General features: G+C 49.8%; 18 protein-coding genes and 1 tRNA gene. 2 read left to right on the plus strand and 17 right to left on the minus strand.

The features are described from left to right. Nucleotides 1–4 precede the first annotated feature (4 nt). The gene (locus LVJ85_RS04435) at nt 5–1,585 is read left to right on the plus strand and encodes an L-lactate permease (protein ID WP_244741812.1); all 1,581 of its coding nucleotides are present in this window, start codon (nt 5–7) and stop codon (nt 1,583–1,585) included. A 194-nt stretch (nt 1,586–1,779) separates the two neighbouring features. Here the strand turns inward: LVJ85_RS04435 and greB are convergent, their stop codons facing one another. The 3 genes from greB to LVJ85_RS04450 form a co-directional block, all read right to left on the minus strand. Beyond that, the gene (greB, locus tag LVJ85_RS04440) at nt 1,780–2,274 is read right to left on the minus strand and encodes a transcription elongation factor GreB (RefSeq protein WP_085363842.1); all 495 of its coding nucleotides are present in this window, start codon (nt 2,272–2,274) and stop codon (nt 1,780–1,782) included. Nucleotides 2,275–2,371: 97 nt separating this feature from the next. Beyond that, complete coding sequence (locus tag LVJ85_RS04445; protein ID WP_244741815.1) at nt 2,372–2,950, minus strand: DUF4126 domain-containing protein; 579 nt, start codon at nt 2,948–2,950, stop codon at nt 2,372–2,374. Between the two features lie 221 nt (nt 2,951–3,171). Continuing rightward, the gene (locus LVJ85_RS04450) at nt 3,172–4,329 is read right to left on the minus strand and encodes an MFS transporter (RefSeq protein WP_244741819.1); all 1,158 of its coding nucleotides are present in this window, start codon (nt 4,327–4,329) and stop codon (nt 3,172–3,174) included. A gap of 157 nt (nt 4,330–4,486) precedes the next feature. Here LVJ85_RS04450 and LVJ85_RS04455 point away from each other — a divergent pair, with 157 nt between their 5' ends. Continuing rightward, nucleotides 4,487–4,798 carry a PepSY domain-containing protein gene (locus LVJ85_RS04455; protein ID WP_085363839.1) on the plus strand — a complete coding sequence of 104 codons (312 nt, stop codon included), beginning with the start codon at nt 4,487–4,489 and terminating at the stop codon, nt 4,796–4,798. A gap of 79 nt (nt 4,799–4,877) precedes the next feature. On the opposite strand, the gene LVJ85_RS04460 is transcribed toward LVJ85_RS04455, so the two are convergent. From LVJ85_RS04460 to tpiA, 14 genes are all read right to left on the minus strand, one after another. After that, nucleotides 4,878–5,423, minus strand: a complete 546-nt coding sequence (locus LVJ85_RS04460) for a DNA-3-methyladenine glycosylase I (protein ID WP_244741821.1) — start codon at nt 5,421–5,423, stop codon at nt 4,878–4,880. A 421-nt stretch (nt 5,424–5,844) separates the two neighbouring features. After that, complete coding sequence (locus tag LVJ85_RS04465; RefSeq protein WP_107875214.1) at nt 5,845–6,261, minus strand: type II toxin-antitoxin system VapC family toxin; 417 nt, start codon at nt 6,259–6,261, stop codon at nt 5,845–5,847. 2 nt (nt 6,262–6,263) lie between these two features. Continuing rightward, a complete protein-coding gene (locus tag LVJ85_RS04470; RefSeq protein WP_244741824.1) occupies nt 6,264–6,536 on the minus strand; it encodes a type II toxin-antitoxin system prevent-host-death family antitoxin in 273 nt (90 codons plus the stop codon). A gap of 681 nt (nt 6,537–7,217) precedes the next feature. Then, nucleotides 7,218–9,695 (minus strand): TOPRIM and DUF927 domain-containing protein, encoded by a 2,478-nt coding sequence (locus LVJ85_RS04475; protein WP_244741827.1) that lies wholly within the window; start codon nt 9,693–9,695, stop codon nt 7,218–7,220. A 109-nt stretch (nt 9,696–9,804) separates the two neighbouring features. Continuing rightward, nucleotides 9,805–10,017: a hypothetical protein gene (locus tag LVJ85_RS04480; protein WP_244741831.1), complete on the minus strand. Its 213-nt coding sequence runs from the start codon at nt 10,015–10,017 to the stop codon at nt 9,805–9,807. Between the two features lie 335 nt (nt 10,018–10,352). Then, a complete protein-coding gene (locus LVJ85_RS04485) occupies nt 10,353–10,913 on the minus strand; it encodes a terminase small subunit (protein WP_244741834.1) in 561 nt (186 codons plus the stop codon). Between the two features lie 86 nt (nt 10,914–10,999). Then, entirely contained in the window at nt 11,000–11,698 is a 699-nt protein-coding gene (locus LVJ85_RS04490) for a hypothetical protein (RefSeq protein ID WP_244741836.1), read from the minus strand. Between the two features lie 15 nt (nt 11,699–11,713). Then, on the minus strand, nt 11,714–12,007 hold the full coding sequence (locus LVJ85_RS04495; protein WP_244741838.1) for a helix-turn-helix domain-containing protein: 294 nt from the start codon (nt 12,005–12,007) through the stop codon (nt 11,714–11,716). A gap of 11 nt (nt 12,008–12,018) precedes the next feature. Beyond that, nucleotides 12,019–12,225, minus strand: a complete 207-nt coding sequence (locus tag LVJ85_RS04500) for an AlpA family transcriptional regulator (RefSeq protein ID WP_244741840.1) — start codon at nt 12,223–12,225, stop codon at nt 12,019–12,021. A gap of 99 nt (nt 12,226–12,324) precedes the next feature. Next, nucleotides 12,325–13,131, minus strand: coding sequence for a hypothetical protein (locus tag LVJ85_RS04505; protein WP_244741842.1), 807 nt, complete (start codon nt 13,129–13,131; stop codon nt 12,325–12,327). A gap of 113 nt (nt 13,132–13,244) precedes the next feature. Then, nucleotides 13,245–14,462, minus strand: coding sequence for an integrase arm-type DNA-binding domain-containing protein (locus LVJ85_RS04510; protein ID WP_244741844.1), 1,218 nt, complete (start codon nt 14,460–14,462; stop codon nt 13,245–13,247). Between the two features lie 220 nt (nt 14,463–14,682). Next, nucleotides 14,683–14,768: transfer RNA gene (locus LVJ85_RS04515), tRNA-Leu, on the minus strand. Nucleotides 14,769–14,798: 30 nt separating this feature from the next. Then, the gene (secG, locus tag LVJ85_RS04520; protein WP_244741845.1) at nt 14,799–15,152 is read right to left on the minus strand and encodes a preprotein translocase subunit SecG; all 354 of its coding nucleotides are present in this window, start codon (nt 15,150–15,152) and stop codon (nt 14,799–14,801) included. A 5-nt stretch (nt 15,153–15,157) separates the two neighbouring features. Further along, the gene (gene tpiA / locus LVJ85_RS04525) at nt 15,158–15,913 is read right to left on the minus strand and encodes a triose-phosphate isomerase (protein WP_244741847.1); all 756 of its coding nucleotides are present in this window, start codon (nt 15,911–15,913) and stop codon (nt 15,158–15,160) included. Nucleotides 15,914–15,935: the final 22 nt, after the last annotated feature.

Raw genomic sequence — 15,935 nt, forward strand, 5'->3', positions numbered from 1 at the left:
AAAAATGGCTTTATTTCTCAGCATTTTCCCTATCGTATTGCTGATTTGGCTGATGGTTAAGAAAAACGGTATGCCGTCTTATATTGCATTACCGTTAACTGCCGCGCTGATTTACGTTTTACAGATTACCTACTTCAACAACAGCTTTATGCTGTTGAACGCCAATGTGATTTCAGGTCTGATTTCTACATTGACGCCGATTACCGTGATTTTCGGTGCGATTATGTTTAACCGCATGATGGAAACCGCGGGCTGTATCGAAGTGATCCGCAAGTGGTTGGGCAATATCAACCCGAATCCGGTGGCTCAGTTGATGATTATCGGTTGGGCGTTTGCATTTATGATTGAGGGCGCCAGCGGCTTTGGTACGCCGGCTGCGATTGCCGCGCCGATTTTGATGAGTTTGGGCTTCAACCCGCTGCGTGTGGCTATTTTCACTTTGGTGATGAACTCCGTGCCGGTATCGTTCGGTGCGGTAGGTACGCCGACTTGGTTTGGTTTCGCGCCGCTGAATCTGGAGCATGCAGACATTATGTCTATCGGCCGTCAAACCGGCTTGATCCACTTCTTCGCCGCTTTCATCATTCCTTTAATTGGTTTGAGCTTCATCACTTCTTGGCAGGAAATCCGTAAAAACTTCGTGTTTATCGCCATCAGCGTGATGTCGTGTACCATTCCTTATGTGTTGCTGGCGGCGGTTAATGAAGAATTCCCCGCATTGGTAGGCGGTGCCATCGGCTTGCTGATTTCTGTGGCTGTGGCCAACAAAGGCATCGGTTTGAGCAAAGATTATCCGAAAGACCCGAATGCTGAAAAACTGCCTATCGCCGTTGTGGCGAAAGCGTTGGCGCCTTTGGGCATGCTGATCGGCTTCTTGGTGATTACCCGTATCAAGCAATTGGGTATTAAAGGTTTGCTGACCGATACCAGACCGCTGTTCAACATTCCGATGGGTATTTTCGACTTCGAGTTAACCCGTTCTCTGACTTTGGTGTTTAAAAACATTTTGGGCGAAGCGGTAAACGACCGTTACCAAACCCTGTATGTTCCGGCGTGGATTCCGTTTGTGATTACAGTCTTGATCGCTATTTGGTTCTACCGCATTAAATTTGCCGATGCCAAAGCATTCTATGTGGCGACTTTCAATCAAACCAAAAAACCTTTGCTCGCTTTGATGGGCGCGCTGGTGATGGTGAAATTGATGATGGTCGGCGGCGATTCATCTATGGTGAAAACCATCGGTACGGAATTTGCAGCAATGGCCGGCGAGCATTGGGTCTATTTTGCGCCTTACTTGGGTGCAATCGGTGCGTTCTTCTCCGGTTCCAACACGGTATCCAACCTGACATTCGGCCCGATTCAGCAGCAAATCGCTTTGGATACCGGATTGTCCGTAACCCTGATTTTGGCGCTTCAATCCGTGGGCGGTGCGATGGGTAACATGGTGTGTATCAACAACATCATCGCCGTGTGTACGGTATTGAACGTGCAAAACAAAGAAGGTGAAATTATTAAGAAAACTGTGATTCCGATGTTTATCTACGGCATTATCGCCGTAACGGTGGCGCTGATTTTCTTACTGTAAATCTTTGCGGCAAACCGTTGGAAACCCGGCTGTATTGAGCGTTAAGTTGAAAGAGCAAATCAGTTGGGTTTCCGGCAATCAAGCGTAGTACGACGCTTGGTTTGATTATTTCGTATTACATATACCAAAGGCCGTCTGAAAATTTTCAGACGGCCTTTGGTATGGCGTTTATTAAGATTATGCAGCTTTGCCGTTTATTCGATCCGTACATATTCAACGGAAAGAATCTCAATCACTTCGCGGCCTTCGGGGCCGTTTAGTACCACTTCATCGCCTTCTCGAGCTTTGATCAGGCAGCGGGCCAGCGGGGAAATCCATGAGATTTTGTTTTTGGCCGTGTCGATTTCATCAATGCCGACAATTTTGACGATTTGTTCGCTGCCGTCTCCGCGCAGCAGTTCGACAGTGGCGCCGAAAAACACCTGATCCGTTGCTTCGCGGGTTTCGGGGTCAACCACTTGGGCGGCTTCCAAGCGCTTGGTCAGAAAGCGGATGCGGCGGTCTATTTCGCGCATGCGGCGTTTGCCGTAAAGATAGTCGCCGTTTTCGCTGCGGTCGCCGTTGCCGGCTGCCCAGTTCACGATCTGCACGATTTCGGGGCGTTCTTTGTTGACGAGGTTGTACAGTTCGTCTTTCAAAGCTTGCCAACCTGTGGGCGTGATGTAGTTTTTCTGAGTGTCTGTACTCATTGTTTAAGGCCGTCTGAACAATCTGAAAGCATTATTTTAACTCATCAGAAAGTTTTTTCAGACGGCCTTTTGCATTCTTTTTATCGGCTGCCGCGTATCAACCGGCAATGTGCTCCCGACTGCGTTGGTAGCGTGTGTATTTCCGATACAGCCAAAATGCCACCATCAAAACGACAAACACAGCCAAGATGGGCAGAAACAGGCTCAAGAGGCTCATGATTACGGCGATGCCGGTTTCGATAATCGAAAACACAGGGTTGGCCAAACCGCCGGTAGTGGCTGTGCTGGCGGCACGGGTAACGGCGTTGGTGCCTTTGATGGCCGCTGCGGCGCCTCCGCCTGCAATGATGGCTAAAGTCCACGTAACCGCCGGGCTTAAATCGGCAGCGGTCGAAGCCATCACAGCGGTGCCTGCCAGTCCGGCAAGCGGTACGGCGATGGTGTCGAGCAGGTTGTCGATGTAGGGAATTAAATAGCTTAATGATTCGGTAACGGCGGCAATGCCTAAAATAATCAAAGCGTTGGTGCTGGCCAGCCATTGCCAGTTTTCGTTTAGCGGCCACACGCCGAAATAGGCGGATACGCTCAGGGCAAACAGAGGTAAAAATACGCGGAACCCTGCGCTGGCTGCCAAGCCGATGCCGAGTGCGATGCTGAGAATAGTGTCGAAATTCATGATGTTAACCAGTCTTTTAAACAACAGCGCTACTGTACATGAGAATAAAGCCCCGCGAAAGAAAGAGAGTGGGGCGGTTATCTTGAGTGCACGGCAGCAAATGTTGTTAGCGTGTTGTGATGCTGAAGAAGCGGGGAGGGTGCAGATAAGAGTGTTTGGAAAATATACAGTTCAAAGCTTAGGCGCAAATTGTGTTTAAGGCCGTCTGAAACATGCCACCGCTACTTTTCAGACGGCCTCAACATGCCTTTCACGGTAATCAGCAAGGCGAATGCCTGTACGGAAAGTAAAACTCCGGCCACGCCCGGCCAGCCGTAATGCCGATAAGCCAAGCCGCACAGCCACGCGCCGAGAGTGCCGCCGCCGTAGTAAGCCATGTAATACAGACCCGATGCCAATGAGCGGCCTTCTTTCACATTGGCCGCAATATAGCTGATGGTCGCCGCCTGCGTAATGAATACGCCCGACGACATCAAGGCCAAAGCGGCGATCACGGCAGGGAGAGGGGCGGCCAAAGTGCCGATAACGCCCGCTGCCGACAAGGCCACCGCGAGGATGATGGTGGGCGCGCTGCCGAAGCGGTTGATCAACCTTGCCGATAAAGGCGTGATCACCATACCGATTAAGTAAACCGTAAACAGGTTGGCCAAGCTGCCGCTGTCGAGCGAGTACGGTTCTTCGGCGAGATGCAGATTGATATAGGTAAAACAGCCCACCAGCGAACACAACAAACACGCACCAAGCAGGCAGGCCGCCACCACATAGCGGTTTTTCAGATGGCCTGATAAAGTGCGTAAGGCCGTCTGAAAATGCGGTTTGGCCACAAAGCGTTGTGATGCGGGCAGCTGCTTCCACACAAAAAACGCACTCACAACAGTCAAACAAGCCATCACATAAAACGCCTGCCGCCAGCCCATGATTTCGCTCAAATGGCCGAGAATAAACCGCCCGAGAAAACCGCCCAGCACCGTGCCCGTTACATAAAGCGACATCAGCCGCGTCATCGTTTTAGCGTCAAATTCCTCGCCGATATAGGCAATCAGCACTACTGTAATGCCCGGCACAGCCACACCCTGCAAAAAACGCCACAGCATCATCTGCTCAATCGTCTGCGCATCGGCTAAAAGGGCAGTAGGCACCGCCAAAAACAAGAGCGAGCTGACAATAAAGACTTTGCGCCCGATTGCATCCGACAACATACCCATAAACGGCGAGATCAGCGCCACACCCAATACCGTCGCCCCAACCGAAAGCCCGGCCTGAACCTCCGTTGCCGCCAAATCCTGCACCAGCAGCGGCAAGATGGCCTGCACGGAATAAACCTGCAGGAAAGCAGAGAGGCCGACAAGCATGACCGCCAATCGCAAAAGCAGCGACACATTTTGTTCCGACGCCGCTTTTCGACACCGATTCTGAATCATGCAACACCCCGTCTTTTTTATCCGGCTAATTTTTGCCTAACAGACACCGCCTACAATACACAACATAGGGAACCGGATTCCCTGTGTGTTCAACCACTTGGAAAGGATGCCTGCTATGTTGAAACGAAATAAAACCATCGCCGCTTTATTGGCCTCTACCTTTGTTTTCGCCGCCGCACCCGCGATGGCCGACAAAGACGATTACCACTTGCAGCAAAATCCGGGTAAATACATTACCCACGAAACCGCAGCCAATGCTGCGCTGAAAAAATTTCCCGGCGCGTTTATCAAAGACGTAGATTTCGATATCAGCCGTCATGGCGGCGCGCACTATGATGTCGAATTAATCACCAAAGGCGGTCAAGAATACGACGTGATTGTGGACGCCAAAAACGGCCGCGTCTTGTCATCACGCATTGACTATTAATTTAATTTTACTCCCTCGTTTTACACTTTAGAACAACGGCCTGAAAGCATAACGCGCTTTCAGGCCGCTTTTTAGCTAATTATTCCGCCCATTTCGGCTTGGCAGCCAATACTTTTTCATAAATCGGGCAATGTTCCGCATGCGCCCCTTTCAAATAACCCGTGCTCATCAAAAACTCGTTCACGATTTCGCCGCCGACAAATTTAAAATGCTTTTTGAAAAGCTTTACCCATTCGGGCAAACAGAGCGGGTGATGCACATCGAGCCAGTTTTTAAACGAACCGTATTCGTTTTGCAACAACATAATCTGCCCGGCATTATAAACCGCCGCACGAATTTTCAAGCGGTTGCGGATAATGCCCGCATCGTTCAACAAACGCTCGACATCGGCTTCGGTATAAGCAGCAACCGTGGCAATATCAAAACCCGAATAGGCCGTCTGAAAAGCTTTCTGCTTTTTCAGTATCAACGTCCAACTCAACCCGGCTTGGTTGATTTCCAATATCAGCCGTTCAAACAGCTCATTGTCGCCAATAATAGGAAAACCGTAAGCATAGTCGTGGTAATGCTTGTTCGGATTATCCGTATCAAGCGGCAGTGCATTGGCAAAATCGCAATAACTCATGATTCAGACGACCTTGATTGGAGGGAGATGCTTGAATTGTAGCGGGTTGTGACGGTTTGATGTTTGGAGGGGAGAAAACCGGCAAGCCGAAAGCTGGTATTTTTAACATCAATATTTAGATGACATCGAGACTTGAATTATAGATTTAACTTATTGTTTTGATTATATATTTTATTTTAATATTTGATAAATACCCCCAAATGTACCCCCATCTTGCAAAAGTCAAAGCGTTTTTGGGCTGATTTTGTGGTTTTCTGCCGTTTGCGGTGGTTTGGCCGTAAACGTCATTTGTACCCCTAATGCGTGTAACACTTTGGCAATGGTATCAAAGCGGGGTTGTTGGTTCTTTTACGGGTCAAAAAATTCACGCGGCCTCCCTTGTTTGGGCGGTCTTTGGGGGTTGAATCAGGCTGCCGATACTTCAGACGGCATCAAAGGGATTAAACAACCTTGCGCCAGTATGGGTAAAGTCGGCGGTATTGCGCGTTACCAATATCAAGCGGTGCTGTATGGCCGCCGCTGCTATCCACGCGTCGTTCTCGGGGGTGGGGTCAGGGGTGTGCAATCGGGCGCAAATGGCGGCGGTAGTTTCATCTATCGGCAAAATGCGGTTTTCAAACGTGGGCTTCACGGTTTGCTCAAGCCATGCCCTCAATACTTTCCCTTGTGCTTGGTCTTTGCGTTCCATGCGTAATACGCCCCGTTCAAGCTCCATGATGTTTATTGCGCTGGTGTAAAGCATCGCGGCATCTGTTGACCCCAGCCATGCTTTTACTCCGCTGTTTACTCTATTGGGGCGGCGTGTTTCGCTGATTATGTTGGTATCCAGTAAATACACGGCTACTCCCCAAAATCCACTGCCCGCCGTTGTACTTTGCTGCGCGGCGGTATTTCAAAATCTATTTTTTCTAATTCTGCCGATAGCTCAGGGGAAGGCGTTAATGCTTCTAGGGCATTTCGGGGCTTCCCTGCCAGCTTTTGATATTCGGCGTAACTCAATAAAACCAATGTGGGCTTACCCCTGTTGGTTATCGTTAACGGGGCATTGTCTGCTTCACGCATGGCGCGGCCTGTGTGTTGGTTAAATTCCCTGCTCGTCATGATGGCTGCCATGATGCGCTCCTTTCTTTTGGGCTTGTATCTATGTTACTACTTTATATTGCCTGAAACAATCCAATAGCGTATTACGGATAAAAAACACCAGCGGCGGGGCTGGTGTTTTGTGTTTTCAGACGGCCTTATAAGCCTGCCAGTTGGTCGGGGTGGCAGTTATACACTTCGGCCAAAGTTTCGCGGGTTTTGGCCTGCGGGCGGCTGTTTAAACGCCCTAAAAAAACATTGCTATATATGCAAAACATAGCGGTTACAGCGGTTACGCGGTTACAAGTAGATTAACACATTGATATTACAAGGATAAATTGTAACCGCTGCATGAAAATAGACTGGGTATCAGCGGTTATTTCTTGCTTCTTAACACTATAAGCCCATGATTCTAAACGAGTAACCGCTAGTAACCGCTTGTAACCGCGTTAATTTATGTTAGCGGTTACTTCTGAAACGCTTATAAATAAAGGATTTCAGGCTGTTTTTAATTGTAATAACCGCTGTAACCGCTATTTTTTGGTTATTCCCTATAGCGAAAATTTTTTCATGAAACAATAAAGCATTTTTGATGGCTATTGTTTCCTGATAGGAAACGTTGAAACGCTTGGCGGGTTTCAGGCATAAAAAACACCAGCGGCGCGGGCTGGTGTTGCTAGTAAATGTTAATGTCTCAAACTGTTTTCAGACGGCCTATTGTTCTGCTTGGTTGCCGCTGTCTTGGCTTGGCGGCTCTATGCCTATCAGTACATAAAAACGCCCTTTCCCGCTGCGTTGAAACTTCCAGCGGTTGCCCTTTTCGTTGCGTTTCAGCCATTGGATAGCGTGAAGTACATTACAAGCTTTGTTCGGCTCAAAACCTTTCGATATTTCACTTTCAAATACGGCGGGGATTATCCAAAATTCATCGTCATTCTCTTGCTCGGCGCGGCGGCGGTAGCCTGCGTGGTCGTGGTTGGTAAATTCACTGTTCCAATCCGTAAAGCGCATGGAACCCGCGTAAATCTGCATAAAGTCTATGGCCTGTTTGATGATTTGGTTGTCTTCATATTTGCCTGTGCCTGTGCGGCTGTGCCATGCGTCGAAACATTGCTTGATGCCTGTCATGCCTACCCCCGCGCCTAAGCCTGTAATGCCGTGTTTGGCGGCCAGTTCCAAAGCGGCGGCAGTTATGGCAAAGCGTAAGGCAACGGTGCGGCTTTGGCCGTCGGTATCGGGCAGCATGGCCATAAAGTCGGCCATTATGGCACGGGCTTCGTCGATAGCTTTAGGGCCTTCCAATAGCAGGCGGATAAGGGCGCGGCCTGCGGTGCCGTGGTATTGGGCGGCATGATCCGTAATGGCTTCGCTCAAGGCTGCGCCTTTTTCGTGGCCGTGCAGGGTGTCGTAAATGCCGAAGCCTTTACCGGCATCGCTGGGAATATCGGGCAGGCGGGCGGCTTGGCCTGCGTTCCATTCTACGCCTGCCGTTTTCAGAAAGCTGTTTAGGGGCTTTTCGCCTGTGGAAAGCATGAAAATGCGCCAGCGGCTTAATTCTCGGTTGCCGCCGTCTTTTGCGCCCTGTACTTTGGAAACGCCGTTAATCACGGAATAGGCGGTTTGTGCTACGGCTTTTGCGTTGGCTTGGCCGATTTCGTCTAATACCAGTAAGCCGTCATTGCGGGCGGCGGCGGTGTTGGTAAAGCCTAAGCCTGTGCCTGTCCATGTCAGCATAAGCGTTTCAGGGTTGCCCCATACGGATAATGCGGCTTTGGCGGCGGTTGATTTGCCGTCGCGTGAATCGCCGAAAAGGTGGAATCCCCCCGCTTCGATATTCAGCAGGCGGGCAAGCGGGGCGGCTAGGGCGGTGCCGATTGCCAAGCATAGGCGGCTGTTGCCTGCCATATAGCGGGCTATGCCTTGCTGCCAATCTTCAAGGCTGCCGCTTTCGGTGTAGCTGTCGGCCTGTGATTTGTCGCCGTTGTAAATCACTTTGGCGGGCTGTTTTTTGGCGGTTATGGCTTCGCCGTTGGGCAGGATATAGGCTGTATTGTCGGCACACCAGCCCGCACGGTTGGTTACGGTGTAGCGTTCGTTGCTGCCGTCGGTTTGCAGATAATCGGCCAGCAATTCGCGTTTTCTGCGGCTTGCCATGACTGTAATGCCGTGTGATTGCAGGCGTTGCCAGTTTACGCCGATTTCGGCCATCGGCAGGGCTTCTATGCGGGCTTGGCGGGTTACGGCATCGCGCCAGCGGATAATGCGGTAATGGCTGCCCGTTTCGTCGGTGCCGCGCCCAATAAGCTCGATTGGGTCGGCCAGTTTCAGCGGGGGCTTTTCGTGAACTTCGCCGTGCTTGTCGGTTTCTACGGCAATGTAAAAAACGCCGTTTTTGGTGCATTGGAAATGCGGGCGCAATTCTGCTTGTTCAAACTCGGCAAGGGCGGCGGCCTGAATGGTTTCGGGGCTGGTGTCGGCGGTGTTGTCGTGTATGGTTTCGTTTTTCATGATGGTATTCCTGATTTTTCCTGTTTTGGGCTGCCATATCCGCGCCTTGATGCCTGCCTTGATGGCTCTTACTGCCAAGCTGTGGGCGGCTTTCATGCCCGTGCGTTTGTCGTCGTTGTCGGCGCAAATAAACAGTTCCTGCGTTTCAGACGGCCATATAAACGAAGCCATGCCGTAAGCGGATAAGGCGGCAACGGCGGGCAGGCCGAAAAGAGCGCGGGCGGCAAAGGCGGTTTCTATGCCTTCGGCAACAATCAGGCGGCCTTGTGCGTCGGGTTGGAAAAGGTGTACCGCTGCGCCTTTCAGGGCATCGGGTAAACGGCTCTGCATCTTTTTGGCGGGCAGTAGCTCGCCTGTGTGGGGGTGGTGTTGCCCTGCTTGGCCGTCTGAAAAACCCAATAAAGCGGCGGTTTCTTTTGCTGCGGTGGCAAAGTCGTAACCAAATACCAGCATAAGCAAGTCAAATCCGCTGCCGCCGTCGGGGGTGCATTGGTTGCAGATAAACGCGCCCGTGCCTTGATAGTCGGTATAGCGGTAACGGTCTTTGCCGCCGCAATAGGGGCAGGGGCAATGTTTGCGGGGGTTAAGGTATTCACGGGGAATGCCAAGCGCGGCATGGATTTCAGGCCAGCGGCCAGCGGCGGCGGCTTTCAGGTCGGATAGGTCGTAACGGCGGTTATTCATGATGTCTGCTCCGTTTCAGACGGCCTTATCTCGATACCCGCCTGAAAAAAGGTTGCACTTACCCCGCCTTGCCCGCGCGGGGCAAAGCTGGGGGAATAACAAAAGGGGGTTATGCCTGTTGAATCAGGTAGGCATCGTAAGGCTTGGAATAGGCTTTAACGGCCTGCTCTGCGGCCTGTCTGTCGGCAAATGTACCAAGTGAAAGCCATTTGCAGCCGGTAGCGTCCAGTTCGGGATAGCGGGCAACGGGAACGGCAATGCGGGCAATGAATTGTACGGTTTGGGGATTTTGCGCTTGCTGCGCGGTTTGAATGTTTTGCATTTTGAATGCTCCGTTTATGTTTTGAGATTAAGAAACCCATTAGGGGGCGGTGCTCTCTCTGTCATAAACAAACAGCCTGCGCCTTACGGTTGGCAGACACCGCCATAACTTGACTTGATAGGCCGTCTGAAAAATGGCCGCTCAATGTGAAATTTTGGCGTGAAAAAATCAGCGTTTACCCTGCTGATTTGGGGTTTATGATTTAGAGAGAATCTGTAATTTAATTCTCAATGCTCAAGCTGTCAATGGTTTTTGTTGCTGCCGTTGGTTAGTGTTGTATTTGGTTACACATCTATCAGCGCATGAGTGGATAAAACACCGGAAAACAAAGGGGTTTATGCTGAAATAATGGATTGCGCATAAACCAAAAGCACGGCCTGTATAAAAATTTCGCTGTGAAGCTCTTGTGTCTCAGGGTCTTTTCCTACAATCTCGATAATATCGGCCATCGTGGCATTAAGTTTCTTTTCGCGGTAAAGCTCGTTAATTGCTCCAATCTGTTCCCCTGTAATCTCCGCCTTTTCCTTTGGCGGTGCGGCTTCTTTCACTTCGGCCTTTATCTCTGATTTGTCCACAATTAAGCCCAAAATCTTTGCTTTGCCCATTGATGCGGAAACGGCGGCCCCTGATTGCGGTGTCGGTGCGTTTAATGCTTTCTGCCGTGCCTGTTCAAGCTCTGCGATTACGTCGTCCACGGTTACCGCGTGTCTTGCCCTGTGTTCCGCCTTTAAGCCGTCAATCATCGCGGTAATATCGGGGTCTTGAAGCAGTTTATAGGCTTCGTTGGTTATCGTTTCGGGCTTCATGTTTTCGGCGTTGTATGCTTGCCGGTATGCTTCGCTTGCATTGCCTGTTTCCACAAACAGACGGGCAAAGTGTTCCTGTTTCGGTGTCATGGTATATATCCTTTCAGCAAGCCGCCATCGTGCGCGTTATAGGGCGTTTGCGCGGCCTGCGTATGGTGTCGGGTATGGGCAATGTCTTACTGCGCGTTTTTCATCGCTTCTTGGCAGTATTGCTCTACTTGGCCGGAAACATCGAAAACACCGTTATGGCTGCCGTCTTGCCGCTGCTGTAAATTAAAGCCGTCAATGCGTAAATCAACGGCACGGGCGGGTATGTGTTGCCCGTAAGCGGGGGCGGTTGCCCTGATACCGTTTTCAATCAGCTTATCACGCATCATGGCGGCGGCTTTACCATATCCGGCCAACTTGGCGGCGGCCTGTGCAAATGCTTCCGCCGCTTTCAAATATTCGGGGATATGTTCATGCTCGATTTCAGTGATAAACATTTCATATTGCGATCCAAGCAATAAACGGCGCAATTCTTCAGTGCGGTTTACCAGTTCCAAACGCTCGGCATACAGACGCTCCAAAAGCTCGGATTGGGCTGCCAAAATATCGGCCGCCCGGTCGGCTTGGTCTCTCTTGGCGGCAATGGCCGCGTCAAGCTCTTTCACTTCGCTGTTTTCAAAATCGGTCTTGCCTATTGAAAGCAGGCGGGCAAAAAGGCTTTTCCGCTCGCTGCGTAAATGCTCGGCCTCGGCAACGGTTTCTTTTGCTGCCGCCGCGCCTGTTTCTGTTGCTGCTATTTGGGCATCCAGTTCCCCCATCTGCTTTTGTGCTTGTGCAAATAATTCTTTTCTTGTTTCAAGTGTTTGTTTTGTATATTGAAAATCCATTTTTTACTTTCCTTTTTAGTTTGCCAGCGTGTAGATACCGCGTTTAACGGTTTTGCCGCGTTTGTTGATATGTGGCTGCATGGTGCAGATAACGGGATAACCGGCACGCCGTAAATCCATGACACGGGCGTTAAATCCCATAATGCCCATCTGCGCGGCCTGATAGCTGGTTAGGCTTTGCCCGCTCTGCAAGATGGCTAGGATTTCGCCGCATTGTGATTCAGGGGAAAAGGGGGTATAGTTCCGGCTTGCTTTGTTGATGCCGTCTGAAATGCCGTTGCTGGTGTTTTGGGCGGTTTCGTTTTTCATGATTTGGCCCCTTAGATACGGTTTGCCGCTTGTTTGGCGATATATTCGTCTATTTCGCTTTCCAGCCAGCCGATAGCATTACCGCTGCCGGATAACTTAAACGGGCGGGGCATATCGGGATCGTGGCGGCGGTTTTTGGGGTCTAGACGATACCAAAGCGTGCTTGATGAAATGCCTAAGCGTTTGGTTACTTCGTGTTGTCGTAAGATGGTTGCCATAAGTCAATCGCTTTCTGCCCGTGGGGGCGTGGTTGAAAAGTATGGCAAAAATATACCGCCCATTGCGGGCGGTTTCAGTACAATTAGATTTTTTGAAGTCTAATTAGATTTTTTCAGTTTGTTTGCTTCTGCAAACTTGTCTCTCAGATTGGATCCCGACAATCCGTGGCCTTCTGCTTCGTTTGCCAGATATTCAATGATTTCGGCTTGGTTCTTGTAGATTCCTTTATCAATCAGCATATCTCTCAGGGCTAATATGATGTTGAATAACGATTTCCTGTCATCAGTTTGTTTTGCTTTTTTTTCTGTTATTTTTTCTCTTAATAAATTTTTCAATCTGTCAAAATCGACACGCGTTATATATAAGTCTTTGTAAGAAAATATTATTTTGCTATCCATGTAGCCGCTGCTATCAGGTGGTAAAATTTCTCCACCTGTATTTGAAACATTCTGAAAGTGAACATTGGTTTTGATTAGCCTGAAAAATACTGTTTTCTTCTCAATTTCTGATAATTCTTGCCAATAAAAATCCAAAAGATATTTTTCGGGGGAAATATTTTCTCCATCTTCATTTTTCAAATATTCAAACGAACTAATAGAAACCTGTTCTTCGCACTCCAATCTTTTTAATAAACATTTAGGTATTAACAAGAAACCATCGGGCATGATAGAAGTAATAAAACGCTGTGCGTTTCCTCCCTCGATATTGTTTGATATAGGGGCTGTTGCTATATGCGCAATATTTTCATTTTCTGAAAATACATTTAAGCATAAATCAGTTATGCCAACTGCTCCATAATGTACTAGATCTGCCGGTGTATATGTGTCATTAAATTCTCTACTTAATTCATCGGCCGCATCTTTAAGGGTGTAATATGCTCTCCAAGCCATTTCAAACGCTCCCAAAACGTCAATTCCCTGCAAAATAGAAAACCACACCAGCAAGGCTAGGGATTGCCCTGTTTTCGCCTTTGGTAGCTAATCGCGGGCTAGGTGTGGCTGTAAACTTTTCAGACGGCCTATTCTCGGCTGCCTGTTTCACTCCCGATCATCTCGCGGGCTTGGTTATACCGTTCCCGCAAATAATCTGAATACCATTGCATCATTTCTACTCTATGCGGCCAGTATTCCGCCCGATTGTAAGCGGCGCGGATTTTGTCTTTCGGCACATGGGCAAGCTGCCGTTCTATGGCATCGGGGTTAAAGTCCTGTTCGTTTAATACGCTACTGGCCAAGCTGCGGAATCCGTGCGGAGTGGCCGTGCCTTTATATCCTAGTCGCTCGATAATTCGGTTTAGGGTGGCTTCGCTTATAAATCCTGCCGTTTTTGTGCGGCTGGGGAATAAATAAGGCGTTTGTCCTGTGTGGCTGTGTAGCTCTTGCAGTAATTCCAGCGTCCAATCTGAAAGCGGGATCACATGGGCGCGGGGTAGCTTCATTCGCTCGGCGGGGATAGTCCATGTTTTCGCCTGCCAGTCTATTTCATGCCATTGGCCGCCGCGTAATTCGGTGCTTCTTACGAACACCAGCATAACCAGCATTACGGCTATGCGGTTTTGTGGATCAATATCGGCCAATATCAAGCGGCGGTAAAACTCGGCCAGTTCTTCACGGGGCAAGGCGGGTAAATGGCGGGTTTCCGCTTTGGCTAAAAAGCCGCGTAATGGGGCGGCGGGGTTACGGTCGGTTATCTCAAGCATGGCGGCATAGCCATATACGGCGGCTATCCATTGCCTGATTTTTTCAGCGGTGGCTGTTGCATTGCGGGCGGCTATGCGCTCGATTATGGCTTTCACGTCTGCTACGGCTATACCGTCTATCTGTTGCCCGCCGATATACGGGAAAACGTCTTTTGAAAAGTGATTGAGAATGCGGGCGGCATTGTCGGGCTTCCAGCGGTGCAGGTTCTCGCTATGCCATCGGCGCGTTATTGCTTCAAAGGTATTGAGTAGGGCTGCCTGCCGCTCTTGCTTGGCCTGTTGCTTGGCTGCGCTGGGGTCTTGCCCTGTTGCAATCAGGCGGCGGGCATTTTCGGCGGCTTCTCGGGCTTCGCTCAAAGAAACGGCGGGATATTTGCCGATTGAAAGTAATTTTTCTTTGCCGTCTATGCGGTATTTCAGCCGCCATAACTTCCCGCCCGCTGGTGTAACCTGTAAAAACATACCCTTGCCATCTGCTAGTTTGTATGGTTTGGCGGCGGGCTTGGCATTCCTTATTTGGCGGTCATTTAGCGGCATTTGGGGGTATTTTTTAGGGGTGTTTTTCAGATACCCCTAAATATACCCCCGTTTTTTGGTTTATTCAATTAGACGGGATTTTACTGTATTGGATAATTAAGGCCGTCTGAAAACACCCTTAATCGGGCTGAAAGCCTTGCTATGCTTGAATCTTGGTTTATGGCGTTAGACGGTATCAGACGTAAAAAAACAGCCCGAAAATTGGGCTGTTTTCTTTTGATGGTGCCGACATCGAGACTTGAACTCGAACGACCTAGGGTCACTACCCCCTCAAGATAGCGTGTCTACCAATTCCACCATGTCGGCAATAAACTTTAAATTGTATTAACGCGTGCTTTATTTGGTAGGTGCAGCAGGCGTTTGTTGGGTATTTTGAGCCGGAGCGCTTTGTGTTTGCGCCGGTGTAGTTTGTTGTACGGTGCTGAAATCCAAACCGTGTTTGTGGGTATGAGTGCTGATGTACACCATAGCCATGCAGGTTGCAAAGAAGATGGTTGCTGCGATGGCGGTGCTGCGGCTTAAGAAGTTGGCGTTGCCAGCCGAACCGAATACACCTTGGGCGCTACCGCTTCCGGAGCCGAATGTGGCGCCGGCATCTGCGCCTTTGCCATGCTGCATCAAAACCAGCACGATAACTGCTAAGGCGGAGAAGATGTTGATAATCCAAATAACGGTTTTAAAGGCTTCCATAATCTTTACGAATCTTGTGCGGCATCGATAATGGCGGTAAAGGAGTCGTAAGACAAAGAGGCTCCGCCTACTAAAGTGCCGTCTACATACGGCACGGCAAAAATGTCTGCTGCATTGTTGGCATTGACGCTTCCGCCGTAAAGAATGCGAATATTAACATCGTTGCCGCACAATGACAAGATTTGTTTGTGAATAAAAGCGTGCATTTCTGCGATTTGGTCGGTTGTGGCAACTTTGCCGGTGCCGATGGCCCATACCGGCTCGTAGGCAACGGCGATATCTTTGGTATTGAGGCCTTCTAAAATGGAGAGTTGGTGGGCAATGATTTCTTGTTCTTTGCCGGCTTCGCGTTCTTCAAGGCTTTCGCCGACGCACAATAAGGGAGTGAGGCCGACATTTAATACGTTGACCATTTTCTGGCGTTGTATTTCGTTTTTTTCACCGAAATACAGGCTGCGTTCGGAGTGTCCGATTAAGACGATATCGACGCCGATGTCGGCCATCATTTCGGCGGATACTTCGCCGGTGTAGGCTCCGTTATTGGGAAAGCGGCTGACGTCTTGGGCGCAGGTGAGAATGCGGTTGTTGAGCACAATCTGCATGGCGTTGTGCAGTTGGAGCAGGTAAACGGTGGGGGCGGCCAAGCCGATGAGGACTCGGTCTGCGGTGGGCATGATGCGGAAACGGTGCATCAGAGCGTTGTTGCTTTGCAGGCGGCCGTTCATTTTCCAGTTGCCGATAACCCATTTTTTATCCCACATGATTGGTTCCTTTGTTTACTTG

Source organism: Neisseria sp. Dent CA1/247, from assembly GCF_022870825.1.
Classification (GTDB): Bacteria; Pseudomonadota; Gammaproteobacteria; order Burkholderiales; family Neisseriaceae; genus Neisseria; species Neisseria zoodegmatis.

What these genes read in the sequence shown, in the direction of transcription:
- LVJ85_RS04435 (WP_244741812.1), top strand. Translation starts at nt 5, where the DNA reads ATGGCTTTATTTCTCAGCATTTTCCCTATCGTATTGCTGATTTGGCTG.
- greB (WP_085363842.1), bottom strand. Translation starts at nt 2,274, where the DNA reads ATGAGTACAGACACTCAGAAAAACTACATCACGCCCACAGGTTGGCAA.
- LVJ85_RS04445 (WP_244741815.1), bottom strand. Translation starts at nt 2,950, where the DNA reads ATGAATTTCGACACTATTCTCAGCATCGCACTCGGCATCGGCTTGGCA.
- LVJ85_RS04455 (WP_085363839.1), top strand. Translation starts at nt 4,487, where the DNA reads ATGTTGAAACGAAATAAAACCATCGCCGCTTTATTGGCCTCTACCTTT.
- LVJ85_RS04460 (WP_244741821.1), bottom strand. Translation starts at nt 5,423, where the DNA reads ATGAGTTATTGCGATTTTGCCAATGCACTGCCGCTTGATACGGATAAT.
- LVJ85_RS04470 (WP_244741824.1), bottom strand. Translation starts at nt 6,536, where the DNA reads ATGGCAGCCATCATGACGAGCAGGGAATTTAACCAACACACAGGCCGC.
- LVJ85_RS04475 (WP_244741827.1), bottom strand. Translation starts at nt 9,695, where the DNA reads ATGAATAACCGCCGTTACGACCTATCCGACCTGAAAGCCGCCGCCGCT.
- LVJ85_RS04480 (WP_244741831.1), bottom strand. Translation starts at nt 10,017, where the DNA reads ATGCAAAACATTCAAACCGCGCAGCAAGCGCAAAATCCCCAAACCGTA.
- LVJ85_RS04485 (WP_244741834.1), bottom strand. Translation starts at nt 10,913, where the DNA reads ATGACACCGAAACAGGAACACTTTGCCCGTCTGTTTGTGGAAACAGGC.
- LVJ85_RS04490 (WP_244741836.1), bottom strand. Translation starts at nt 11,698, where the DNA reads ATGGATTTTCAATATACAAAACAAACACTTGAAACAAGAAAAGAATTA.
- LVJ85_RS04495 (WP_244741838.1), bottom strand. Translation starts at nt 12,007, where the DNA reads ATGAAAAACGAAACCGCCCAAAACACCAGCAACGGCATTTCAGACGGC.
- LVJ85_RS04500 (WP_244741840.1), bottom strand. Translation starts at nt 12,225, where the DNA reads ATGGCAACCATCTTACGACAACACGAAGTAACCAAACGCTTAGGCATT.
- LVJ85_RS04510 (WP_244741844.1), bottom strand. Translation starts at nt 14,462, where the DNA reads ATGCCGCTAAATGACCGCCAAATAAGGAATGCCAAGCCCGCCGCCAAA.
- secG (WP_244741845.1), bottom strand. Translation starts at nt 15,152, where the DNA reads ATGGAAGCCTTTAAAACCGTTATTTGGATTATCAACATCTTCTCCGCC.
- tpiA (WP_244741847.1), bottom strand. Translation starts at nt 15,913, where the DNA reads ATGTGGGATAAAAAATGGGTTATCGGCAACTGGAAAATGAACGGCCGC.